This is a genomic window from Bacillus sp. 275 (assembly GCF_001999205.1).
Classification (GTDB): Bacteria; Bacillota; Bacilli; order Bacillales; family Bacillaceae; genus Bacillus; species Bacillus velezensis.
Window position 1 is genome coordinate 71,460 of the sequence record NZ_CP019626.1, and the last position, 24,398, is coordinate 95,857.

17 protein-coding genes are annotated in these 24,398 nt (G+C 41.7%); 8 read left to right on the plus strand and 9 right to left on the minus strand.

The features are described from left to right. Window positions 1-53: 53 nt before the first annotated feature. The 5 genes from BZ167_RS00150 (at window position 54) to BZ167_RS00170 (ending at window position 13,348) form a co-directional block, all read left to right on the plus strand. Window positions 54-7,910: a non-ribosomal peptide synthetase gene (locus BZ167_RS00150; RefSeq protein ID WP_077391891.1), complete on the plus strand. Its 7,857-nt coding sequence runs from the start codon at window positions 54-56 to the stop codon at window positions 7,908-7,910. 324 nt (window positions 7,911-8,234) lie between these two features. Beyond that, window positions 8,235-9,773 (plus strand): glycoside hydrolase family 43 protein, encoded by a 1,539-nt coding sequence (locus BZ167_RS00155; protein ID WP_061860593.1) that lies wholly within the window; start codon window positions 8,235-8,237, stop codon window positions 9,771-9,773. 51 nt (window positions 9,774-9,824) lie between these two features. After that, a complete protein-coding gene (locus tag BZ167_RS00160; RefSeq protein ID WP_077391892.1) occupies window positions 9,825-11,096 on the plus strand; it encodes a glucuronoarabinoxylan endo-1,4-beta-xylanase XynC in 1,272 nt (423 codons plus the stop codon). Between the two features lie 141 nt (window positions 11,097-11,237). Next, on the plus strand, window positions 11,238-11,945 hold the full coding sequence (locus tag BZ167_RS00165) for a response regulator transcription factor (protein WP_017417897.1): 708 nt from the start codon (window positions 11,238-11,240) through the stop codon (window positions 11,943-11,945). Window positions 11,946-11,947: 2 nt separating this feature from the next. Further along, entirely contained in the window at window positions 11,948-13,348 is a 1,401-nt protein-coding gene (locus tag BZ167_RS00170) for a sensor histidine kinase (RefSeq protein ID WP_060674263.1), read from the plus strand. A gap of 50 nt (window positions 13,349-13,398) precedes the next feature. Here the strand turns inward: BZ167_RS00170 and BZ167_RS00175 are convergent, their stop codons facing one another. Continuing rightward, window positions 13,399-13,710 (minus strand): magnetosome magnetite crystal formation protein family, encoded by a 312-nt coding sequence (locus BZ167_RS00175; protein ID WP_007410147.1) that lies wholly within the window; start codon window positions 13,708-13,710, stop codon window positions 13,399-13,401. A gap of 449 nt (window positions 13,711-14,159) precedes the next feature. Between BZ167_RS00175 and BZ167_RS00180 the strand changes: the two genes are divergently transcribed. Then, window positions 14,160-15,659 carry a cellulase family glycosylhydrolase gene (locus BZ167_RS00180; RefSeq protein WP_061860591.1) on the plus strand — a complete coding sequence of 500 codons (1,500 nt, stop codon included), beginning with the start codon at window positions 14,160-14,162 and terminating at the stop codon, window positions 15,657-15,659. A 314-nt stretch (window positions 15,660-15,973) separates the two neighbouring features. After that, on the plus strand, window positions 15,974-17,050 hold the full coding sequence (locus BZ167_RS00185) for an alpha/beta hydrolase (protein WP_077391893.1): 1,077 nt from the start codon (window positions 15,974-15,976) through the stop codon (window positions 17,048-17,050). Between the two features lie 291 nt (window positions 17,051-17,341). Here the strand turns inward: BZ167_RS00185 and BZ167_RS00190 are convergent, their stop codons facing one another. The 5 genes from BZ167_RS00190 to BZ167_RS00210 all read right to left on the minus strand — a co-directional run bounded on the left by BZ167_RS00190 (window position 17,342) and on the right by BZ167_RS00210 (window position 21,363). Next, complete coding sequence (locus BZ167_RS00190) at window positions 17,342-17,653, minus strand: hypothetical protein (RefSeq protein ID WP_155515258.1); 312 nt, start codon at window positions 17,651-17,653, stop codon at window positions 17,342-17,344. Window positions 17,654-17,912: 259 nt separating this feature from the next. Continuing rightward, on the minus strand, window positions 17,913-18,122 hold the full coding sequence (locus tag BZ167_RS00195) for a bacteriocin-like WGxF protein (protein ID WP_031379075.1): 210 nt from the start codon (window positions 18,120-18,122) through the stop codon (window positions 17,913-17,915). A gap of 13 nt (window positions 18,123-18,135) precedes the next feature. Next, window positions 18,136-18,756, minus strand: coding sequence for a putative bacteriocin export ABC transporter (locus tag BZ167_RS00200; protein WP_060674257.1), 621 nt, complete (start codon window positions 18,754-18,756; stop codon window positions 18,136-18,138). Beyond that, a complete protein-coding gene (locus tag BZ167_RS00205) occupies window positions 18,753-20,918 on the minus strand; it encodes a DUF1430 domain-containing protein (RefSeq protein WP_077391894.1) in 2,166 nt (721 codons plus the stop codon). Before BZ167_RS00205 ends, BZ167_RS00200 begins: the two co-directional genes overlap by 4 nt. Before the next feature lie 85 nt (window positions 20,919-21,003). After that, the gene (locus BZ167_RS00210; RefSeq protein ID WP_031379078.1) at window positions 21,004-21,363 is read right to left on the minus strand and encodes a lactococcin 972 family bacteriocin; all 360 of its coding nucleotides are present in this window, start codon (window positions 21,361-21,363) and stop codon (window positions 21,004-21,006) included. A gap of 312 nt (window positions 21,364-21,675) precedes the next feature. Here BZ167_RS00210 and BZ167_RS00215 point away from each other — a divergent pair, with 312 nt between their 5' ends. Then, window positions 21,676-22,341, plus strand: a complete 666-nt coding sequence (locus BZ167_RS00215) for a DUF2325 domain-containing protein (protein WP_031379079.1) — start codon at window positions 21,676-21,678, stop codon at window positions 22,339-22,341. Window positions 22,342-22,504: 163 nt separating this feature from the next. Here BZ167_RS00215 and BZ167_RS00220 read toward each other — a convergent pair whose 3' ends face one another. The 3 genes from BZ167_RS00220 to BZ167_RS00225 form a co-directional block, all read right to left on the minus strand. Further along, window positions 22,505-22,783 (minus strand): hypothetical protein, encoded by a 279-nt coding sequence (locus tag BZ167_RS00220; protein WP_060674253.1) that lies wholly within the window; start codon window positions 22,781-22,783, stop codon window positions 22,505-22,507. Between the two features lie 172 nt (window positions 22,784-22,955). Continuing rightward, complete coding sequence (locus BZ167_RS20260) at window positions 22,956-23,096, minus strand: hypothetical protein (RefSeq protein WP_172437931.1); 141 nt, start codon at window positions 23,094-23,096, stop codon at window positions 22,956-22,958. Continuing rightward, complete coding sequence (locus BZ167_RS00225) at window positions 23,093-23,932, minus strand: tetratricopeptide repeat protein (RefSeq protein ID WP_226998557.1); 840 nt, start codon at window positions 23,930-23,932, stop codon at window positions 23,093-23,095. The genes BZ167_RS20260 and BZ167_RS00225 overlap by 4 nt, the downstream gene beginning before the upstream one ends. Window positions 23,933-24,398 lie beyond the last annotated feature (466 nt).

The window sequence follows — 24,398 nt, forward strand, 5'->3', positions numbered from 1 at the left end:
CGGCTGCCGCCAGTCGCCTGAAAACAGGAATGAAACCAACTGGAGGGATATGAGTGTCAGAATTCAAACAACAGGAGTTGTTCTGGGGCCGAATGTTTCACACGGAAGACCGTCCTAGTGCATTCCCTTCGTTTCAAATGTCCGACTCAACAGTAAAGCGTGATATAACAAGTGGATCTGACTGTATTCACAGTTCATTGAGTGCGGATGTATCACGGCGCATCCTGACCATGACGAACCAAACGCCAATGGCCGTCTATCTGGTTCTCCTGATCGGAATTGAATCCCTTTTATACAAATACACGGGGGAAGAAGGCGTGATTACAGGGGTTCCAACCTTTGAAGACGAAACTGATGAAGATCTTCGTTCAGACCAGCTCATGTTAATCAAACAGCATATCAATTCCGGCAGTACGTTTAAATCAATTTTCCATGAATTGAAACATACGCTGGACGAAGCGATCTTATATCAGGACGTTCCCTTTGATAAAATGGCCGGACAGCTGAGGCTGAACTACAATGCAAATCATTTGCCAATCATCGATACAGTCGTTTCACTAGAGCAAATTCATCCTGATGGTTTCATAGAAACGGCTGCTGCAGATGCTTTATTCCAGTTTGCTATGGGTGAAGACTTGATTGACATAAAGTTATGTTTTAATGAACAAGTCTATGACCGTCAGTATATGATGCAGGTGCTCGGACATTTAAACCGGCTATTTTCTGTCATATTATTTCAGCCTGAGCTCCCCCTCGGTCAAGTGAATATTTTGCCAGAATCGGAGACACATTCACTTCTCGTTGACAATCAAACTGCGAAAACTGAATATCCGCGGGATAAGACGGTTTATCAGTTATTCGAAGAACAGATGAAACGAACACCGGATCAAGCAGCCGTTATTTACGGAGAAAAGCAATTCACATATCGTCAGCTCAATGAACGTGCCAATCAATTAGCCCGAACGTTAAGGAAAAAGGGGGTAAAGACGGATCGGCTCACTGCGATTATCTGCGAACATGAGATCGAACTGGTCGTGGGAATACTGGCCGTTTTAAAAGCGGGAGGGGCCTATGTGCCAATTGATCCGGATTATCCGAAGCATCGCATACAGTATATAGTAGAAGACTCCCAAGCTGATATCGTCCTGACGCAGAGCCATCTTCAAAAACAGTTGGAACTTGCGGGCACAATGGTTTTCCTCGATCAGGAAAGCTCTTACCACGAAGACGGCTCTGACCTGGAACCGATCAGCAGTACGAAGGATTTGGCCTATGTCATTTATACGTCAGGCTCCACAGGCAAGCCTAAAGGAGTGGCAATTGAGCATCAGGGCTTAACCAATTATATTTGGTGGGCCCGCCGGGTCTATGTCAAAGGGGAAAAAACCAACTTTCCCCTATATTCGTCCATCGCTTTTGATCTGACGATAACGTCTGTTTTTACTCCGCTCATTACAGGAAATGCCATTATTGTCTACGGAGGAGAAAACAGTGCTGCCTTGCTTGATTCCATTATTCAGGATTCAAGGGCGGATATTATCAAGCTGACCCCGGCGCACTTGCAGTTATTGAAGGAGATAAATATCCCTGCTGAGTGCACCATTCGGAAATTCATTGTCGGCGGTGACAATTTAAGCACGCGGCTCGCCCGAAGCATCAGCGGGAAATTCGGCGGAAAAATCGAAATTTTTAACGAATACGGGCCTACAGAGACAGTCGTCGGCTGTATGATTTATTCCTTTGATCCGCAATACGACAGACGGGAATCAGTGCCGATAGGAACCGCCGCGGACAACATGAACATTTTTGTGCTGGATAAGAACATGAAGCCGGTGCCGGCCGGCGTCCCGGGAGAAATATATATCAGCGGGGACGGCATCGCCAGAGGATACTTGAACAGAGCGGAATTAACGGCGGAAAGATTTTTGCAGCACCCCTTTGTACCAGAGGTGAAAATGTACCGGACGGGAGACTTAGCAAGACGGCTGCCGGACGGAAATATCGAATATTTAGGCCGGATCGACCACCAGGTGAAAATCCGCGGTTACCGCATTGAAATCGGGGAAGTCGAATCCGCATTTTTCCAAATACCGCCGATTCAAGAAGCTCTCGTTACGGCACAAGAAACCAACGGGGAAACATCCTTGTGCGCCTATTATACCGCACAGCATTCTTTAACCGCAGGCGAAATTCGGGAGCACCTGTCCCGGCAGCTTCCGTCCTATATGATCCCTGCTTATTTTGTACAGCTGGCAGCGATGCCGCTTACTTCCAACGGAAAAATAGATCGTCAGGCGCTGCCTGCTCCAACGGGAAATCTCACCGGCAATCCTTATACAGCTCCGCGGACAGAACTGGAAAAAATACTGGCCGGGGTGTGGGAATCGGTATTAGGCGCAGAACAGGTCGGAATCGATGACCATTTCTTTGAGCTGGGAGGAGATTCGATTAAGTCGATTCAGGTAACCTCAAGCTTATATCAAGCCGGGTATAAGCTTGACATCAAACACTTGTTCAAACACCCGACGATCTCCGGGCTTGCTCCTTTTATTAAGCCCGTTACCCGAATCGCAGAACAAGGGGAAATCAAAGGCCGTACCTTATTGACGCCGATTCAGCATTGGTTTTTCGCCCGGCAATACCCTGATCCGCACCATTATAATCAATCTGTCATGCTTTATTTTAAAGAGGGGTTGGACGAATCGAAGCTTCAGAAAGTCATGAAGAAGATTGCCGAGCATCACGATGCTTTGCGCATGGTCTATGTTCAGGGAGATCATGAATACGAAGCCAGAACCCGCGGGATCAGTGAAGGAGAATTATTCAGCCTCGACGTATTCTCTTTACTCGAAGAAAACAACCCTGCCGAAACGATAGAAATGATAGCCAATGACATTCAGCAATCCATCCATTTAGCCGATGGTCCGCTCATGAAACTGGGATTGTTTCAATGTCAGGATGGCGATCATTTGCTGATTGCGATTCATCATCTGGTTGTAGATGGCGTATCGTGGAGGATTTTACTTGAGGATATAACGTCAGCTTATGAGCAGCTCCAAAACGGAGAAGCGATCACGCTCTCTAAGAAGACGGATTCCTATCTGTTATGGGCTGAACGATTGAAACGTTATGCAGAAAGCCCGGAATTTGAAGCGAAAAATCAATATTGGCTTGAGCAGAAACATATCTCGCAACACAAATTGCCAGAGGATAATGAGCAGGAGACCGGTCTGGCCGAAGACCGGGAAACGATCATCGTCCAATGGACAGAGGAAGAAACCGAGCGTTTATTAAAAAAATCGAACCGTGCCTATACGACTGACATTAATGATTTATTGCTGACCGGACTCGGAATGGCTGTTCATCGCTGGACGGGGCATGAAGAAATTCATGTTCATCTGGAAGGACACGGCAGGGAATCTGTTTTTCAAGACGTTGATATTTCACGTACGGTGGGCTGGTTCACAACCCAATACCCGGTTTCTCTTCAAATCCAGGCGGACCGGGACATCTCCCAGCGGATTAGGACGGTGAAAGAACAGCTGCGTCAGATTCCCCAAAAAGGAATAGGATATGGCCTGATGAAATATTTGTCCGATCATCCGAAGGCATCAGAATGGACCGGACATCCGGAAATCAGCTTCAATTACCTCGGACAATTTGATCAAGATTTCGAAAATGGAGGAATCGAGGTATCTCCTTACTCCGGAGGGAAAATTGCGAGCGACAGGCACCCCATTGCCTATACGCTTGACATTAACGGCATGATCTCAGACGGTCGGCTGTCATTGGCCATCAGTTACAGCGGTAAACAATATCGAAGAGAAACAATGGAAACATGTGCAGCTCTCTTAAAGAAAAGCCTAAAAGAAGTCATCGAACATTGCGCAGCTCAAGAACACATTCACCTGACGCCAAGCGATATTTCGCTGAAGGACATAACAATCGAGGAATTAGATCAATTTGTTAAGCAAACACAGCATATCGGCGACATTGAAAATATATATCCTTTAACTCCCATGCAGAAAGGTATGCTGTTCCATAGTTTAATCGATTCGGCTTCCAGAGCTTACTTTGAACAAGCCGCTTTTGACCTCAAAGGCGACTTGGATATTGAGGCATTTACAATGAGTTTGTCGCAGCTGGCGGAAAGACACGAGATTCTCCGGACTCATTTTTATACGGAATGGAAAGATCAGCCTTTACAGATCGTATTCCGAAAAAAACCGATCGAAATAACTGTTGAAGATATTCGAAGCATGAAGAATAAACAACGAAACGTGTTCATTGCCGGCTTTGTACAAAAAGATAAGGCAAGAGGATTCGACCTTACCCAAGATGCGTTAATGCGCGTATCAATCCTTCGTACAGAGGACGACCAAGTCCGATTGATATGGAGCTTCCATCATATTTTAATGGATGGCTGGTGTCTGCCTCTTATTACGAAAGAAGTGTTTGAAACCTATTATGAGCTTCTTGAGAGAAGAAAACCGGAGCGGGAAGCCGTCACCCCGTACAGCCGATATATCGAATGGCTAAAAGACCAGGATCATCAGAACGCTTTGGCCTATTGGCAAAAATATTTGGACGGTTATGAAGGACAAACCGTTTTACTGAAAGAACCTGTCTCAAACCAAGCCAAGAAATATCAAAAACAAAGGCTTGCATGCCGGCTCGGAAAGCAGCTGTCAGAAGAAATCAGACAGACTGCAAGCAAGCATCACGTCACCGTGAATACATTCATTCAAAGTGCGTGGGGGCTATTGCTGCAAAGATACAACAACAGTCAGGATGTCGTTTTCGGGTCGGTTGTATCCGGACGCCCGGCAGAAATTCCGGGTATTGAATCCATGGTCGGCTTATTTATCAACACCATTCCCGTACGTATTACCGCTCAGCCTGGAATGACTGTGGAACAAGTGTTGAAAATGAGCCAGGAGCAGGCATTGGCTTCTCAGGCGTATGATACATTTCCGTTGTATGAAATTCAGGCTCAAACCGAACAAAAGCAGCAGCTGATCAGTCATATCATGGTATTTGAAAATTATCCGGTCGAGAAACAAATGGAGCATATGAAACCGAATCGTGACGCGCTGGACATTATCAATTTCCATATGGAAGAGCATACCCATTACGATTTCAATTTCATTGTCATGCCGGCTGGAGAAATCGACATTCATTTTGTATACAATAGCAACGTCTATGATCATGCAAGTGTCAAGCGGATGGAAGAGTATTTTATGCAAATCATTAAGCAGATGGTGAACAGTCAGGCGATTCGCGTCCAAGACTTGGATATACTTACGGGAGATGAACGTTCGCTCCTTATAGAGGCATTTAATGATACGGAAGCAGATTATCCAAAGGAAAAGACGCTTCATCAATTGTTTGAGGAACAAGCACAGCGTACGCCTGATCAAACGGCTGTCGTATACGGGGAAAGCCAGCTGACATACCGGGAACTGAATGAAAGAGCGAATCAACTTGCCCGGACATTGCAATCAGAAGGCGTGCAGCCGGATCAGCCGGTCGGGATTATGGCCGAACGTTCCTTGGAAATGATCGTAGGACTCTTCGGAATCCTAAAAGCCGGCGGCGCGTATATGCCGATCGACCCGAGCTATCCGGTAGAACGGATTCACTATATATTGGAGGATTCGGATACGAAGCTGTTGTTAGCACAGAGTCACTTGAGGAAAAGCGTGCCTTTTACGGGAAAAGTGCTTGACCTGGAAGATCCGCGATTCTCTTGGGAAGATGGTTCAAACTTGAAACAGACGGCCGGACCGAATCACTTAGCTTATGTTATCTATACTTCGGGATCAACAGGCCGACCGAAAGGGGTTATGGTGGAACACCGATCCGTAATCAACCGTCTCGTTTGGATGCAGGAACATTACCCGCTGGATAAGCAGGATGTCATTCTGCAAAAAACCCCAATCACCTTTGATGTATCGGTGTGGGAATTGTTCTGGTGGTCGATGACTGGTTCTAAAGCGGTATTGCTGTCAAACGGAGGAGAAAAGAACCCTGACGTCATTTTAGATACGATTGCGCAGAAAAATGTCACCATTATGCATTTTGTGCCTGCGATGCTGCATGCTTTTCTTGAGTCCATGGAGCAGAAATCCGACGAGGAATTAAAGAGAAAGCTGGCGTCATTAAAATATGTATTTGCAAGCGGCGAGGCTTTGACGCCTGCGCACGTTGCCGGGTTTCATCGCATGATCACACCGGCGGGCGAGGCTCAAATCATTAATTTATACGGACCGACCGAAGCGACGATCGATGTATCGTATTTTGAATGTGAAGCGGGAGAAACGCTTAACTCCGTTCCGATAGGTAAACCGATTTCCAACATTCAATTGTACATCGTACAGCCCGGATCGGAATATTTCCAGCCGCTCGGTGTGGCAGGAGAGCTGTGTATCGCCGGAGACGGGCTCGCTCGGGGCTATTTGAACCGTCCGGAGCTGACAGCTGAGAAGTTTGCAGCTCACCCATTTGAAGCAGGGAAGCGGATGTACCGGACAGGCGACTTGGCAAGATGGCTGCCGGACGGAAATATCGAGTATTTGGGACGAATCGATCATCAAGTGAAAATCCGAGGCTACCGGATAGAACTCGGCGAGATTGAAGCATCTTTATTACAACTCGATGCTGTCAAAGAAGCGGTCGTCATCGCGATTGAAAAAGAGGGCTCAAAGCAGCTGTGCGCTTACTTGTCAGGAGACGAGTCATTAAATACGGCGCAGCTGAAGCGTCATTTGCTGAACAAACTGCCTGCGTATATGATTCCGGCTTATTTTGTACAAGTAGAGAAGATGCCGATAACTGCTAATGGAAAAATCGATCGAAAAGCTTTGCCGGCTCCTGAGGGAAATAGGCTTACCGGAACCGAATACACAGCGCCAGGAACGTTAATTGAAAAGCAGCTGGCCGATATATGGAAGGATATTTTAGCTCTGCCTGACCCCGGGATTAAAGATCACTTCTTTGACGTTGGCGGCCATTCACTTAAAGTATTGCAGCTCATTCATCAAATTAACGCCGGTATGGGACTCAACATGCATTATCAAGCCGTATACGATTTTCCTACCATCGAAACAATGGCACGCGCCATTCAAGCGGCAGTTTTCGAATCCGAGACGGATCATAACGTATTCGTCAAGCTGAACCAGGAAGATTCAATCCCTGTGTTCTGTTTCCCGCCTTTAATCGGATATGGACTCGTTTATAATGAAATGGCGAAAAGACTTGACGGCGTCAGCACCGTCTATGCTGCTGATTTCTTAGAAGAGCCGTCTCATGAGAAAGAAATCGTTGACCGATATGCAGAAAGCATGATACGCATTCAGGAACAAGGGCCTTTTGTTTTGCTTGGTTACTCTTCGGGATCGAATTTGGCTTTTGAGGCTGCTAAAGCTTTGGAGAAGCGAGGCCGCACCGTATCTGATGTGATTATGCTGGATTCTAAAATAACCACTTCTGTAACTCATTTATCGGAAGAGGAAATCGAAGAGATCGTCCATCTGAATATGGACATTATTCCGGACTATTACAGAGAAATATTAACCATTCCTTCGATTAAGGATAAAATCAGAGGCTATCTTGCGTACCACAATGAAGTGATCAATTCCGGCGCCGTTAACGCCAACATCCATCATTTGCTATGCGGCGATGTAACCGATGATAGGGGCTGGACACAATCAACAGCACAGCATTATCTTGAGTACAAATTAAAAGGAGATCACGTGACGATCTTTGAACCTCACAATATCGAAGAAAATGCGGAAGCCATTCGATCTATTATTAAACGGATTGAAGAACGGCATCATCACGGACTTGTTCTTGAAGAACAACTGTCAATGGGATCGTTTGCGGGGGACGCAAAGTTTGACAAAATGTAAATGATCAAGTGTAAAACGCCGCTGGCCTGGCACTCAGCGGCGTTTTTATTAAAAAGGCGAGAGTCATACTCCTGTGTTCGCAAGGTTTACTCCAGAGCCGTTCTCCATGACCTGTTGTCATCAAATGGTAAAAAAATCATCATACATTTTAAGGAAAAAGGAGGATGTCAAGTTATTAGAAAAAAGTGTAGCGTATGTTTATAGGTACTAGCTCTATTATTGAGTTGCTTAACTGCGGAGTCTGCTTTTTACTGCCGGTACGGCAATTTGTTCTCAAATGGTAAAAGTTACTTAAATTTAAAGAAAAAGGAGGAGTGTAAAGTTATGTGTAAAAAATGTTGCGTATGCCTATGGGTCCTAGCTTTATTATTGAGTTGCTTCACTGGGAAGTCTGCGTATGCTGCCAGCACTCCAATTGCAAAACATGTTGGGAATTCAAATCCGCTTATAGACCATCATCTGGGCGCAGATCCGTTTGCGCTGACCTATAACGGAAGAGTCTACATCTATATGTCAAGCGATGACTATGAATATAACAGCGACGGCACGATTAAGGATAATTCATTTGCCAATTTGAATAAAATATCCGTCATATCTTCAGCGGATATGGTGAACTGGACAGATCACGGAGCGATTCCAGCAGCGGGTGCCAATGGGATGAATGGCGGCCGGGGGATTGCCAAATGGGCAGGAGCATCATGGGCCCCGTCAGCCGCGGTGAAAAAGATCAACGGTAAGGATAAATTTTTCCTTTATTTCGCAAACGGCGGCGGAGGTATCGGGGTTCTCACCGCAGACAGCCCGACCGGCCCATGGACAGATCCGATCGGAAAACCGCTGGTGACGCCAAGTACACCAGGAATGTCCGGCGTTGTATGGCTTTTTGATCCGGCAGTATTCGTAGATGATGACGGTACCGGTTACCTATATGCCGGCGGAGGCATCCCTGGAGGTTCAAATCCAACGCAGGAGCAATGGGCAAACCCTAAAACAGCAAGAGTCATGAAATTAGGGCCTGATATGACCAGTGTTGCCGGAAGTGCATCTACGATCGATGCGCCTTTCATGTTTGAAGATTCGGGAATGCACAAATATAACGGGACATATTACTATTCCTATTGCATCAATTTCAGCGGCGCGCACCCGGCCGATAAACCCCCAGGTGAGATCGGCTACATGACCAGCTCAAGTCCCATGGGTCCCTTTACATATAGAGGGCACTTCCTGAAAAATCCGGGTGCATTTTTCGGAGGCGGCGGAAACAACCATCATGCCGTTTTCAATTTTAAAAACGAGTGGTACACGGTGTATCATACTCAAACTGTCAGCTCCGCTCTGTTCGGGGCCGGCAAAGGATACCGTTCTCCCCATATTAATAAGCTTGTGCATAATCCAGACGGATCGATTCAAGAGGTGGCGGCAAATTATACAGGCGTAAAACAGCTTTCTAACTTGAATCCATACAACCGGGTAGAAGCGGAAACGTTTGCCTGGAATGGACGGATTTTGACAGAGAATTCCTCTGCACCCGGCGGGCCGTTCAATAATCAACATGTCACAAACATTCATAACGGAGACTGGATTGCTGTAGGAAATGCAGACTTCGGGTCAGGCGGTGCAAGGACGTTTAAAGCAAATGTAGCATCCGCTCTTGGCGGAAAAATAGAAGTGCGTCTCGATAGTCCAACAGGTAAGCTTGCGGGAACACTGAATGTCCCTTCCACAGGCGGAACGCAATCTTGGAGAGAAATAGAAACTGCGGTAAGCGGCGCAACAGGTGTTCACAACGTATTCTTTGTATTTACGGGAACTGGTACCGGAAACTTGTTTAACGTTGATTACTGGCAGTTTACACAAAGATAAGCAAAGAAACGTTTTCTAAGTCCATAAAAGACATATGAAAGAGAGGAAAAAATGATGTCGAGCGTAAAAAAAACAATTTGTGTATTATTGGTATGTTTCACAATGCTGTCCGTCATGCTCTTAGGACCGGGAGTTACTGAAGTTTCAGCAGCAAGTGATGCAACAGTTAATATATCTGCAGAAAGACAAGTGATTCGCGGTTTTGGAGGAATGAACCACCCGGCTTGGATTGGAGACTTGACTGCGGCTCAACGGGAGACCGCTTTTGGCAATGGACAGAATCAGTTAGGTTTTTCGGTCTTAAGAATTCATGTAGATGAAAATAGAAATAATTGGTACAAGGAAGTGGAGACTGCAAAAAGTGCGATCAAACATGGAGCAATCGTTTTTGCTTCCCCTTGGAATCCGCCAAACGATATGGTTGAGACTTTCAATCATAATGGTGACACAACAGCTAAGCGGCTGAGATACGATAAGTACGCCGCATACGCGCAGCATCTTAACGATTTCGTTAATTTCATGAAGAGTAATGGTGTGAATCTGTATGCGATTTCTATGCAAAACGAGCCTGATTACGCTCACGAATGGACATGGTGGACGCCCCAGGAAATCCTGCGTTTCATGAGAGAGAATGCCGGTTCCATTAATGCCCGCGTGATTGCGCCGGAATCATTTCAATACCTGAAAAATATATCGGACCCCATTTTGAATGATCCGCAGGCGCTTAGGAATATGGATATCCTCGGAACCCACCTGTACGGCACTCAGGTCAGTCAGTTTCCTTATCCTCTTTTCAAACAAAAAGGAGGAGGGAAAGAGCTATGGATGACGGAGGTATACTATCCGAATAGTGACAACAATTCAGCGGATCGCTGGCCTGAGGCTTTAGGTGTTTCAGAGCATATTCATCATTCAATGGTAGAGGGAGATTTTCAAGCTTATGTGTGGTGGTACATCCGCAGATCATACGGCCCTATGAAAGAAGATGGGATGATCAGCAAACGCGGATACAATATGGCTCATTTCTCAAAATTTGTGCGCCCTGGCTATGTAAGGATTGATGCAACGAAAAATCCTGAACCGAATGTTTACGTGTCAGCCTATAAAGGAGACAATAAAGTCGTGATTGTTGCCATTAATAAAAATAACACAGGGGTCAACCAAAACTTTGTGTTGCAGAATGGAACTGCTTCGCAAGTATCCAGATGGATCACGAGCAGCAGCAGCAATCTTCAACCTGGAACGGATCTCAAAGTAACGGACAATCATTTTTGGTCCCATCTTCCGGCTCAAAGCGTGACAACATTTGTTGTAAAGCGTTAAAGGCATCAGCATCGCAATAAGCCAATTTTCTTACTCAATAAAGAAAATTGGCTTATTTTCTGTGGGAGAGAAGTGTTGATTTTTAACGATACACGGACATTGGGTATAATAATGACAATGACTTCAAGGAGTGATCAATATATGTCACGGCTTCACAGCAAAGTATTAATCATAGACGATGAAAAAGAAATTTTGGAACTGATCAAAACCGTATTAATAAGAGAAGGCATTGATCGCGTAGTGACCGCTTCGACTGCCCGTGACGGATTGGCTCAATTTCATCAAGAAAATCCCGATCTGGTGATATTGGATATCATGCTGCCAGACGGTGAAGGCTATGATATCTGCAAGCAAATAAGAGACATTTCACACGTTCCTATTATCTTTTTGTCTGCAAAGGGGGAGGAAACGGATAAAATTGTAGGACTTGCCATCGGCGGGGACGACTACATTACAAAACCCTTCAGCCCTAAGGAAGTTGCATACCGGGTCAAAGCGCAGCTGAGACGGGTCTCTTACTTACAGCCTTCTCAAACCGGAACCGTAATAAAAAAAGGGCCATTTGAATTAAACCAACAACAAGCCGAGCTCACCAAAAATGGAGCGGCTATTGAGTTAACACCTAAAGAACTTATGCTTATGACCTATTTTCTGCAGCATCCCAATCGGGTGATCAGTAAAGAAACACTCTATCAAGCTGTATGGGGAGAAGATTTCTTCGGTTCTGACAACACGGTGATGGTTCATATACGCAGGCTCCGTGAGAAAATAGAAAACACCCCGTCAAAACCAGACTTTCTCGTCACTGTGAAAGGGTTAGGCTACAAATTTGTTGTAAAGGATGCATAAGGATGAATTGGCGATTAACAGGCAGATATATGGTCTCTGTCATTATCGTGACCATCATTACAGTCTTCATTAATTTATTTATTTTTATGTTTTGGCTCGTTTTCCAGGCGAACAGCCAACATGACGAAGAAAGTACACCGGAAACTTTCACAAGATCATTCCGACAATATGTCACGTTATCGAACAATGGTATCACGGTAAACAAAGAGGGCCAAAAAGCTTTAAAAGAGCAGAATGCATGGATTCAAATATTAGATGAAAACGGACAGGATGTTTATCATGATAGAGAACCTAAAGGACTGAAGAAAAAATATACGCCTATTGAAATTGTAAATTTACATAAATATAAGGATGAACAATTATTATCAACCATTTACGCCGGCGAAAAAAAAGTAAACGGCAAGGAGTACAGTTACTTTATAGGGTTTAAAAATCCCTCTCTCGGAAAATTTGTCCTCTCATATGATACCAAGGAATTTGTGACGAAGTTCAATGCAGGGACCATCATATTATTATCAATAGATGCATTGATCGCGTTAGTCATTGGCTATCTATTCAGCCGGCAGCTCACAAAACCGCTCGGCCGTGTCATTCAAGGAATCCAGCGGTTAGCTAATGGAGATTATACGATCAAAATGAAATCCAAAGGCATTTATAAAGATGTCTTCTATAATGTCAATCATTTATCGGAACAACTATCTTCAAGCAAAAAAGAAAAAGATAAATTAGAGCAAATGCGTGAAGAGTGGATCAGTCATATTTCTCATGACATTAAAACACCATTAGCATCTATTCAAGGCTATGCAGAAATCATCCAAGATCCAAATTACCATCTCACAGCCGAACAGATCAGAGAGTACGCCCAGATCATTGAGAGTAAATCCCTCTATATGAAAGATGTGATGGAAGATTTAAATTTAACGACAAGGCTGAAAAACAACGATGTGATGTTACATACAGAACGGGTAAACCTTGTATCGCTGCTGCGGGAAACGTTAATTGATATGTTAAACGATTCTAGATATGCGGATAAGTCCATTGAACTTCAAACGAACGTGGAAAAGCTGATGCTGAACCTTGATGCGATATTGATTAGGAGAGCGGTCACGAATCTCATTTTAAATGCCCTCGTTCACAATGATCCTGATGTGAAGATCGTTGTACAGCTTGAACAAAAAGAACGGACTCATGTGACAATTAAGGACAATGGCAAAGGGATAGAAGAAGAGGAGCTGGAAAAAGTGTTTGATCGCTATTACAGGGGGACAAATACAGGAACGACGCATGCAGGCTCTGGTCTTGGAATGGCCATAGCAAAGGATATTATCCAAAAGCACGGAGGGGACATCACCATTCACAGCACCGCGGGAGAAGGGACAACGATAGATATACAATTATCATAATGGCTATACAAAAAAACGGTTCTGCTGATTAAAAACAGAACCGTTTTTTCCTATTGTTCCGAAAACACTTTGATTCCTTTGACAATGTTCCAAATGAAAAAATAGATCGCCACAAGGAATGTAACAGCATACGTCGCAAGCAGGAAAGGCCCGGCGTGCCTGATGTCATTCATACCAAGTAAACCTGAAGCGATGATGCCAATTCCAAAAATCAAATAAGGAATCAGATGCGTCCACAAAGATTTTTTCGCATGATATTTCACATCGTCCTGGCCTAAGAAATAGACGATAATCGGAAACAGAAACGGCGCAAAAAATATACTGAAGTAACATAATGAAGACAACATTTTATTTTCTCTCAAACCTTTTCACCTCTATGATTTATTGAAGGGGGAATTCTTCTGGCTGAATCCCTCACTGAAGTACAACCTTATTGTACAACTCGAACCTTAACCCGTATTAATCCGAACCTTACATCAACCTTAAATTAACAAGGACTCGTCTTCTTACAGCAATCATAAGATTCAATGCCATACTGAGACTCATCACATTCAGCGTGTCTACGTTGGAAATACATTTAATTTTTCGATTCGATTGAAAAATGACGTGTAAAGTCCCGATTCAGCCCGGTTTTCTTTGTTCTATATGTGTCAGGTGTGTCTTATTCAATAGAGATAGGGCAAATTGACAGGCTTTTACACCTCCCAAAAACAAGAAATTAGGTTGATAGACAATCATGAGAAAGATTTTTACAATGAGTTCGAGCTCATAAGAAAGAGCCAAAATGATGCGAAGGAGGAAAAGATCAGATATGAAACGGTCAATTTCTATTTTTATTACGTGTTTATTGATTGCGGTATTGACAATGGGCGGCTTGCTGCCTTCGCCGGCATCAGCAGCAGGGACAAAAACGCCAGCAGCCAAGAATGGTCAGCTCAGCATAAAAGGTACACAGCTCGTAAACCGAGACGGCAAAGCGGTACAATTGAAAGGGATCAGTTCACATGGATTGCAATGGTATGGCGATTTCGTCAATAAAGACAGCTTAAAATGGCTGAGAGACGATTGGGGCATAACCGTTTTCCGCGCGGCGATGTATACGGCAGATGGCGGTTATATTGACAACCCGTCCGTGAAAAATAAAGTAAAAGAAGCGGTTGAAGCGGCAAAAGAACTTGGGATATATGTCATCATTGACTGGCATATTTTAAATGACGGCAACCCAAACCAAAATAAAGAGAAGGCAAAAGAATTTTTCAAGGAGATGTCAAGTCTTTACGGAAACACGCCGAACGTCATTTATGAAATTGCAAACGAACCAAACGGTGACGTGAACTGGAAGCGTGATATTAAACCGTATGCGGAAGAAGTGATTTCCGTTATCCGCAAAAATGATCCAGACAACATCATCATTGTCGGCACCGGTACATGGAGCCAGGATGTGAATGATGCTGCCGATGACCAGTTAAAAGATGCAAACGTCATGTACGCGCTTCATTTTTATGCCGGCACACACGGGCAATTTTTACGGGATAAAGCAAACTACGCACTCAGCAAAGGAGCGCCTATTTTCGTGACGGAATGGGGAACAAGCGACGCGTCTGGAAATGGCGGTGTATTCCTAGACCAGTCGCGGGAATGGCTGAATTATCTCGACAGCAAGAACATCAGCTGGGTGAACTGGAATCTTTCTGATAAGCAGGAATCATCTTCGGCTTTAAAGCCGGGAGCATCTAAAACAGGCGGCTGGCCGCTTACAGATTTAACTGCTTCAGGAACATTCGTAAGAGAAAACATTCGCGGCAACAAAGATTCAACGAAGGACGGCCCTGAAACGCCAGCACAAGATAACCCCACACAGGAAAAAGGCATTTCCGTACAATACAAAGCAGGGGATGGGAGTGTGAACAGCAACCAAATCCGCCCGCAGCTTCACATAAAAAATAACGGCAATGCGACGGTTGATTTAAAAGATGTCACTGCCCGTTATTGGTATAACGCGAAAAACAAAGGCCAAAACGTTGACTGTGACTACGCGCAGATGGGATGCGGCAATCTGACCCACAAGTTTGTGACGCTGCATAAACCTAAGCAAGGTGCAGATACCTATCTGGAACTGGGGTTTAAAACAGGAACGCTGTCACCGGGAGCAAGCACAGGGAATATTCAGCTTCGTCTTCACAATGATGACTGGAGCAATTATGCACAAAGCGGCGATTATTCCTTTTTCCAATCAAATACGTTTAAAACAACGAAAAAAATCACATTATATCATCAAGGAAAACTGATTTGGGGAACAGAACCCAATTAGTTAAGTGGCGGACATCAGAAACGATGTCCGCTTTTGTCATCTTAAACAGCAATACAAGGAGGTTTACGGGGCGGATGAAACTCTGAAACAGTATATGGGCCTGTACAAATGTTGTTAGCAATCTCAAGAAAGCCAAGGAGTAGCTATGATTCACTGAACATATGATGTAATCGTTTCACAGTTTTGAAAAGCGTTTATAGCGCAATGTGTGTATTTCACATCCGCCACTTTTATTACGTAAGGGGGAACAAGAGAATGAAAAAGTATGAGCATTTCCAGAGCCAATTGGCGGCTATACTGTCGGCCGAACCCAGATGGATTTTGAGTACACGGCATCAGATCATACAAAAAGAGAACTGACGGCGTTTGTGTACTATCCGTCCGACAGCAGCGAAGGGAAGACTACATCAGCGTACATGTTTCCTGAAGTCTGCGAAATGCTTGATGAGCAGCCGCTTCTCACTGCGTTGAAGGATGCTTACTCTATAGATATCAAGACCCAATGTTACGACGGCCTTGCTCTCTCCGGGAAGGAAAAACGCTATCCGGTGTTATTCTATGTTTGCGGCGGGAGCGGTTCTCCAGAATGGGGTACAGTGATCTGTACAGACTTGGCAAGCATGGGATATGTTGTAGTAAGCATCGGCCATCAAAATAGCACGATGTATAAGCGTAAAGATGGGCGCCTGTTTAATGTATCAAAGGATTTTTCGGATGTCATTATGGCGTTTTCTGAAGATCCGGAGATGCTGGCTTTGGCTGGTAAGATGGAGATGCGGCCCGACGATGAAACTGCCATTGAGATGTGTCAAAACGTGCTTACACTGCCGATACTTGACAAGTTAACAGAGTATAGTGAATTACAGGCAGAAGATGTAAGGTATGTAGCCGATTATCTTGTCAAATTGGACTCTGGAGAGCTGAATTCCATCTTTAAGGGCAGATTGTTGCTTGACATCGGCATGGGCATAGTCGGACATTCTTATGGAGGGCCTACGACGGCGATTGTTTGCCGGGACGACGAACGGTTCATCTGCGGGATTGGCTTGGATAGCGGAGCGTTCGGCCTTCAGGGCAGCGACCTTAAGAAACCCTTTTTGCTGCTGTTTTCTGAACCGAACTATAACATGAATGCGATCATTGGCGCTAACAATAGCATGGATACCTATTATTTCTCTGTTGATCGTGCTGCGCATTTAGATTACTGCGACATCGTGTTTACCAGTGTGAATAAGGAACTTAGAGGTGAACGGGATGCCATGGAGATGCGAAATCTTGTTACAGACTATACGAAGAACTTTTTTGATCATTACATACTGCAGAAGGCTGCAAGTATGGAAAGTCTGGCATACGATGGCGTGGACTTGATCAAGAAGACCAGCAACAAGTGACATAACCGATTAAAATACTCAAACTGAAAAACCTTTATGACCAATTTAATTTATTAAGGACGTAGAGGTTTTTTAATATTACCTTACAAAAAGGGGATGTTCTTAGAATATGGATCCACTTTTATATTCTCTTCACAATTTCTAGTTTACATAATATATATTCTAGGAAGTTGAATAGTAAATAAAAAATTTTGTCTCATTATCCTAAGTATACTTAGATATTGAGACAAAATGAGAAAAAATAGGACTTATTACGATTTATCTTCGCTATATACTATGAATAAGACTTATTCATTCATATACGTAACAAACTCCGCCTTCTGTAGTTACACACTCAAAATCTTCCCAATAATATTTTCCTTCACTGTCTCTAAAGAAAATTCTAACAGTATCATTACCAAGCCATCTGTATTCTTCAACCTTATCATCAAATTGTTTGTTTCGAATTGGGATTAAATTTCCTGGTTTAGTTGCTGCATCAGCCGTTTGTACTCCAGATACTAGCAAGGCCCCCACCAGTGCTGTAGCTCCTGCTATCTTCTTGAATTTACTTTTTAACATTTTTATTGCCCCCTTTTGATTTGTTGCCTGCTGCTTACTCACTTAGCAGGCAACCTGATTTTATCACCTTGCAAGAGGGTAATTTGTCATATTTTGTAGATGAGAGTATTATTTTTGGAAAAAATAAAAAATTATGGCGATTCTTTTCCATTCTTGAATTCTGAAACTTTTCGAAGGGCTTCTGATAGCGATTCTTTTTGCAAATATGCTTACATAAAAAAACCGGCGTGTTGGCCGGTCCTTTCTTCTAGAACAAAATGTACCCTTCTTGATACTTCGTGAGGAAGCATTAAAGCCTTTATTAAGCCTCGTAATTTCTGCTGTTTGAACCTAAATTTCTAAAGAGTAAAGAAGAAAGCAGAGCTAACACAAAATAAACAACTACAAATCCGCCCCAGAAAATTATTGCTTGATCAAAAGGTAAGCCAAACATTCTAAAGATTACTCTATGAACGACCCCTGTAATAATAATCAGGACACTTGTAGACAGTGCAAAAGTAATATGTTTCATTTAGAACCTCTCCTTATGAAAGATTGATCACTCTATCCGAACCATTGGCGATTTCTTGATCATGAGTAACACAAATAATCGTTTTCCCCATGTCTTTTAACTGATGGAATAAAGACAAAATAATGCTTTTGTTATATTCGTCTAAGTTTCCTGTCGGTTCATCAGCCAGGATAATATCACAAGGCTTCAAAATAATTCTTGCGATGGCCACACGCTGTTGTTCTCCACCACTCAGTTGATAAACCTTTTTCTTTAAAAAGCTTTTATCCAGGCCAACCATTTCTAAAGCTTCTGTCAACTTTTCTTTCTTGAAGTCTTTTGCATAAGCCGTCGAAAGCTGTAAATTTGTTAATACTGTTTCGTTGTCCATAAGCACGTAATTTTGAAAGATATACCCTAAGTTCTCTCTCCGTAGTTTCATCACGTCGTTAGATTTAGGGTTTCGAAAACCTGAAATTTCAATATCTCCTGAGTGTGGAGTATCAAGAAGGCCTATTATATTTAGAAGGGTTGTCTTTCCTGAACCACTCTTACCAACAATTGAAACAAATTCATTTTCTTTTATCTGAAGAGAGAAATTCGAAAGAACAGATTTTTCATCAAACGTCTTTGATATGTTGTTGAGTGTAATCATATTCTATCTCCTTTTAAGATCCTATTCATGTTTCTCCTGTTTAAATAGACACTCAGAAAATAAAGAATAAGCAGCTCGATTACAATAAACAGCGCGATGAAAATTGTTAATTCAAAGATTTTGTAATAAATACTGCATCCTAAACCTATAAGGCAATTGGTTAAAAGGGAAAAGATGATTAAATTTTTATTTCTGGCCCAATATGAATATCCAAAAAGCTCTTTAAGGTACAGCCGATATGCATTTGCGCTGTAATACGACCAAATATAAGCAACAAGAAAGGCTATGGAGAGGATAACTGTTATTGTTAGGCCAATTAAATTCTGCAAGAATTGATTCTGAATTCTTGCTATACCGTCGCTTAGTTCTTGATAAACCGAAATTGATGAATCAATTAGATCTCTCGTATTGGTCTTCTCCAAATAAGGAACTATGCGGTCATACGCCATGCCTTTTGAAGAATCTGAAAAGAATAAACTTGAGGTTGAGTAAGCACCTATAACAGATGGATCAACGTTGTCCGTGAAAATTGCAGCTATTGGATCAACAATGTTATTTTTATTGCCGGCATCCCCAAACTCACTATTAAAGGTGAAATAATCCTGCCTATTTTTAGTATAAATGATGTTGATTTTCAATTCATCTTTTTTAAGGGTGTTTAAAGGTTGATTCATCTCCTTGTTATACATATTATCTAATTCAACTTTGTCAAAGAAAAACTGATCCCTGTATGCAGCTATTATTTTTTCTTTATATTTTTCATACTTTTGTGGAACAAGCAGGTTCAATGTATTTGAATCAACCCTTAATTGCTTATGGCTTATGGCTTCCCCATTAGCGCCGATAATGGGATTCACCTTTAAATAATTAGGGCTGATTGTAATACTTCGTCCAGAAGGAGAGTAAATTTCATTTTTCTTTGTCGTATTTAAGGTGTAAAAATAAACAGGTTTTTTTCCATCTTTCCTTAGTACAGCATAGTTATGTGCATCAATGACGAACGCGTTTTTATGCTTCTCTAATTGATGATACAACGCGCGAACTCTAACATTTTTCTCCCTGTCTAATTTTAAATCACTATAGTCTATCCCGGTATTTGCAAAGCTTGTCTTATAAGTGTTTTGTGTCTTTTTCCAGTACGATTGATTATCAAGCTGCTGTTTGAGATCAAATAAGTTAGAAAGTGAAAACGCAACAATATTGAAAAGCAATATCGTGACAACAACTTTAAAGCCTACAGATAACCATTGGAATTTTTTAATCGGTGTGCTGCCTTTGATAGAGCCACTAATGTCGCTGTTGTTATACAAGACGAGGGTAACAATGATGGTGTATACCATCATGATAAGCGCACCAATAACCGCGTTTCTAATGTAAATTCTAAGATATGCAGCCAGCCAGTCATTTAAACTGAAAGAAAAGGCTAGCAAAGCCACAATAATTGCGCCGCAAAATATGATTATAATTAGAGACTTCAAAAACATTGCTGGGTAAGAAATCAGTGTTTTAACTTTGGAATACCCCCATAACTTTTGCAGCAGAAGCCGTTTGCGATTTTTAATTACAAAATAAAGGACACCAATAAACAAAATCAGCATAGAGAGCAATACCAGCATAAGCAAAGTTTTGTTAAACATAAAAGCAGTATTCTCAGTGATGTTTTCAAAACTTACTTCACCATAGTCAGCAAAAAGGTTTTGTGCTTTTTCCAATACCTTTTCATCGTTAGATGAAATATAAAATTTGCTTCCTATGCCTATATTCTTTATTTGGTTAAAATCAAAATATCTGATTTTCCATGTCGAGAGTGGAAAAGTAATGCTGCCGATCATCTTCTGCTCTGAATGGCCTCTTAGAAAATTTGACACAAGTTTATTGCCGTTATGTATTGATGGTTCATTTTCAGGGTTTGTAGAATAAATGTTTAAGCTCTTTTCATCCAAGAAATTGTATTGAGAAATGTTCACTTTGTTTTCTTTGGAGAAGGCGACCAATCTCTTTACAAAGTCCTCACTTTTAAATTCTGAAGTATAATTGATTATCAATGCTTCTTTATTTGAGAATAAAGTGTAATAGATTTGTTTGTTAAGAGTGTAATGATAGCTTGACATATTCATTGAGAGCAAAACCAAAATGAACAATATGTAGATTGTTTTCTTCATTGGACAGCCTCCATAAAAAGAAATCCGGTGCTGACTTGTATTCAAGTTTGACCACACCGGAAGAAAAATTTAAAATCACTTTGCTTTATTTTGTATCCCAAAAAGCCTTGTTTCCGAAAAGGGTTTCATATACAGAAGCGTAAGTATACCCTTCATCTTTTGTATTCCATTGAGTTTCATAGAATCTTGCTCCAGCTGCAGCACTCGATTTGTGAGTCTTTTTCTTATGATTGTAATTGGAATGAACTCGGCCTTTTTCGAAGCCATGATACCAAGTACCGCCGCCCGGTGTTGATTTATCAAGCTTCATGGCGCTCATTAAATCTCTTGATTCGTCCAGATTAACTTCCCCATGATTGACATCGTTCGACTGACTGGCAAAAGCAGCTTGTCCTCCTAGTAAACCTATACCTAATACAATTGAAGCAAGAACCTTCTTTTTCAATGAAATCTCTCCTTCCAATTAGGGTTTATTTGGTATTACAAATCAAAATTACTATATTAAGAAAGTGTTTACAATGAGAATCTTAATAATCTTACAATATATTTGCATTTATTCGGAAAATGGATATAGATAATTGACAAATCAGAGCTTGATAGACTCATAATTCTTGTTAACATGTACTGATAGAATACAAGAGGTTTAATCGTAATAGCCCAAAACCTCCTCCTCTTCCCAAACCGTGTCTTATAGCTATTTGAGGGTTAAATCAACTTCCTATATGATATAAGTATAATCATAAACTGAGGTGCTTTTATGTATAAGGAACTCTTTAATTTTGTTCAAAGTGAAGTGAAATGCATAGCTGAAGAGTTAGACAAGCATAACTCTTCCCAATCAAAACAAATGATTGAGGAAAGATTAGAGTTGCTTGATATATTACAAAGGATTCAGCCGTTAGAAAATAAAGACCCTGATCCTGAGAGTCAGACTGTCGAGGAAACATTATCTGTCGAAAACGATCAAAGCTCAACTAATGAAAAAGATGAAATAGTTAACCAATCACTTTATGAATTTCAAAGAAAAGCAGTTGGCGGAGAACTTCAATCACTTTCAGAGTCACGCCCCTCTTTGTTTATTCCAGAAACCGTAATTCGGGATCTTGAAGGCGCAACCGAAACACAGGAAAAATTAAAAAAATTATTCGGTTCAGCTGGCATCAATCATCAGTTATTAAGAGGTGATGAAAGTGGAGTGAAGATTAGTTCTGCTGTAAGGAAAAGTGATGCTGTTATAGTTATTACGCCTTTCACTGAAAGACATGCAGGAAGCCAACAAGCAAATAAATATTGTAAAGAGTACAACGTCCCTTTTAGGCAATCAAAAACATATGGAGTGAAAACAATAACTAACTTGATATCTGTCCTGATTTTCTCAGGATTGAATTTGGCATCTATGCTAACTTGTATTTCCGCCTTTTGATTATGCAGCCGAACTAGCTCAAATCGATTTTGAGCTGATACCAAGCATAAACAAGCATCTTTGCCTTGTGCGATGTATTCAAACTCGTATTTTCCCTCACCATATAACTCGTTTAATGTACCTTTGTTCTTGAATCATTGTTTTTCTCTCCTCTTATGCTTGTTTAAAGTTTTGAATGTTCGAGTGCTTGTTTTATGAATGATACATAAAAGTGTCTTTTGCAGTTTAAGTTTTCTTCTTTTGAAAGCTTGCCGTTTTTTAAAATTTTAACACATTCATAGTGTGGAGAGTCACTGACATTTATGATTTCCCAAGTGCCTTTCAGGTTTTTTCGAAATCCGTAATTTATTGTAAACCGTTGGCCGACTTTAAAAATTGGGTCTTCTTTCTTTTTCGGCTCACTCCATCCCATAGAAGCATAAAGCTCTTTAGATGCACTCATATATAAGCTCTCCTTTCATGTTCGCAGTTTTCCCTCATCAGTGTCCAAAAAATAAGCCCTTAATTAAGGCTTTTAACATAAAGGTTGGCAGCTGACATTCTCTCATTAAAAAACCGGCACTTTGGCCGGCTTAAAATACTTTTATCAGCGATCTTTTTATCCGTTTTTCTTCTTATCCCAGTGCTCCATTTTCGGCTGTTTGGAAACCGTTTGATATGCCGAGCCATCCGTTTTCTTTTGTCCCATAATCATTTCCTGACACAAGAAGCAGTCCGAGAATAGCAGCAGTAATTAAAACAGTACGTTTTTTCATGACAACGCCTCCGTAAACTTTATTATTTGATCCTTAGCAGTACAAGCTTCCTCAAAGTATTTAGATGACAGATCAGCGTTTTCCTGCTTTTTGTAATACAATGCTGCATTTAGAGACAGGTCAGCGACATCCGACCACAAGTTTTTCCCCTTCAGTACATTCATATTCAAATCAAAGGACTCATGATCAGTCGCATCGTATACAAAGTATATGAGGTTCAATTTTGCCCTGTATACTTCTTCGTTTACTTTATCAGCATATGCAAGTGCTTTACTTCTCCATACCCGCGCTGATTCAATTGATCCTAATTTGTAAAAAACACGACTCAACATGTACATTGAGCGAATGGAATAGACGGAATCGCAATGTTCAGGAATATCCAAAGCCCTTAAAAAGCTTTCCTTGGCTAATTCAAGGCGTTCCTGTCTTTCATAGCATACACCTAGATTAAAATGCCCTAAACCTTCTGAAAGCCCGTCTTTAACTTTTTGAGCGATATGTATTGCGTTTTTATACAAACTGATCGCTTGCTCCCATTGCTGTAGGTCAACTTTATTCATGGCAAAGAGCATGGTGCATTTGATTACACGATTGGTGTAATTATCGACTGCTCTGAAACTTTCTAGCGCTTTTTCAGCATGGTTGAGCGAGAAAAAGTTCTGGCGAATTTCATAGTAGGCAATCGCAGTTTGATAATGGAATTCTGCCCTCTCTATTTCGTCGGGTACTTTGCTGAGTCTGCTTTCAGCGATTTTGTAAAAGTTAATTGCTTCGATAAAATCCTTCTGATAGAAGTTATACAGGCCATTAAAGAGATAAAAATAATATTGAATCATGTCATCTGTACATGTTTCATAATCTGTTTTTCAAGTAGTATTGTTTTGCTTGATAACTGTATACCATTCATTAAGACTTTGGGCAACCTTTTCAAACTCTATCTTTTTGGTTTCCACCTTCCTCATCCTTTCTTTAAATATTCAGAATTTTGATTTTGGATTATGCGTACTATTTCATATTCTTTTTCAGAAGTCCCAATCAGATGTGCGTCATATTCATTTGTCATTACCTAATATTTTATCACAATTCTAATTAATGGAAACGTATTCTTCACATCTTTGCGGTTGATTTTCGGTCAACGAAAAGATACAATCAGTATAGATTCAATAAGCATTACATGATTATATTTCTCCTTTCTGATGATATTGTGAATATAATACACAGAAAGAGCATACAATAAAAAAGATCGAAGATGCTGGTAACATCTCCGATCGGCAATAGAATAGCTCCTGTAAGGGAGTCGGC

Excerpts from the sequence above, each read along its gene's own strand:
- BZ167_RS00155 (WP_061860593.1), top strand. The coding sequence starts at position 8,235 with ATGTGTAAAAAATGTTGCGTATGCCTATGGGTCCTAGCTTTATTATTG.
- BZ167_RS00160 (WP_077391892.1), top strand. The coding sequence starts at position 9,825 with ATGATGTCGAGCGTAAAAAAAACAATTTGTGTATTATTGGTATGTTTC.
- BZ167_RS00165 (WP_017417897.1), top strand. The coding sequence starts at position 11,238 with ATGTCACGGCTTCACAGCAAAGTATTAATCATAGACGATGAAAAAGAA.
- BZ167_RS00170 (WP_060674263.1), top strand. The coding sequence starts at position 11,948 with ATGAATTGGCGATTAACAGGCAGATATATGGTCTCTGTCATTATCGTG.
- BZ167_RS00180 (WP_061860591.1), top strand. The coding sequence starts at position 14,160 with ATGAAACGGTCAATTTCTATTTTTATTACGTGTTTATTGATTGCGGTA.
- BZ167_RS00185 (WP_077391893.1), top strand. The coding sequence starts at position 15,974 with ATGGATTTTGAGTACACGGCATCAGATCATACAAAAAGAGAACTGACG.
- BZ167_RS00195 (WP_031379075.1), bottom strand. The coding sequence starts at position 18,122 with ATGAAACATATTACTTTTGCACTGTCTACAAGTGTCCTGATTATTATT.
- BZ167_RS00200 (WP_060674257.1), bottom strand. The coding sequence starts at position 18,756 with ATGATTACACTCAACAACATATCAAAGACGTTTGATGAAAAATCTGTT.
- BZ167_RS00205 (WP_077391894.1), bottom strand. The coding sequence starts at position 20,918 with ATGAAGAAAACAATCTACATATTGTTCATTTTGGTTTTGCTCTCAATG.
- BZ167_RS00215 (WP_031379079.1), top strand. The coding sequence starts at position 21,676 with ATGTATAAGGAACTCTTTAATTTTGTTCAAAGTGAAGTGAAATGCATA.
- BZ167_RS00220 (WP_060674253.1), bottom strand. The coding sequence starts at position 22,783 with ATGAGTGCATCTAAAGAGCTTTATGCTTCTATGGGATGGAGTGAGCCG.
- BZ167_RS20260 (WP_172437931.1), bottom strand. The coding sequence starts at position 23,096 with ATGAAAAAACGTACTGTTTTAATTACTGCTGCTATTCTCGGACTGCTT.
- BZ167_RS00225 (WP_226998557.1), bottom strand. The coding sequence starts at position 23,932 with ATGATTCAATATTATTTTTATCTCTTTAATGGCCTGTATAACTTCTAT.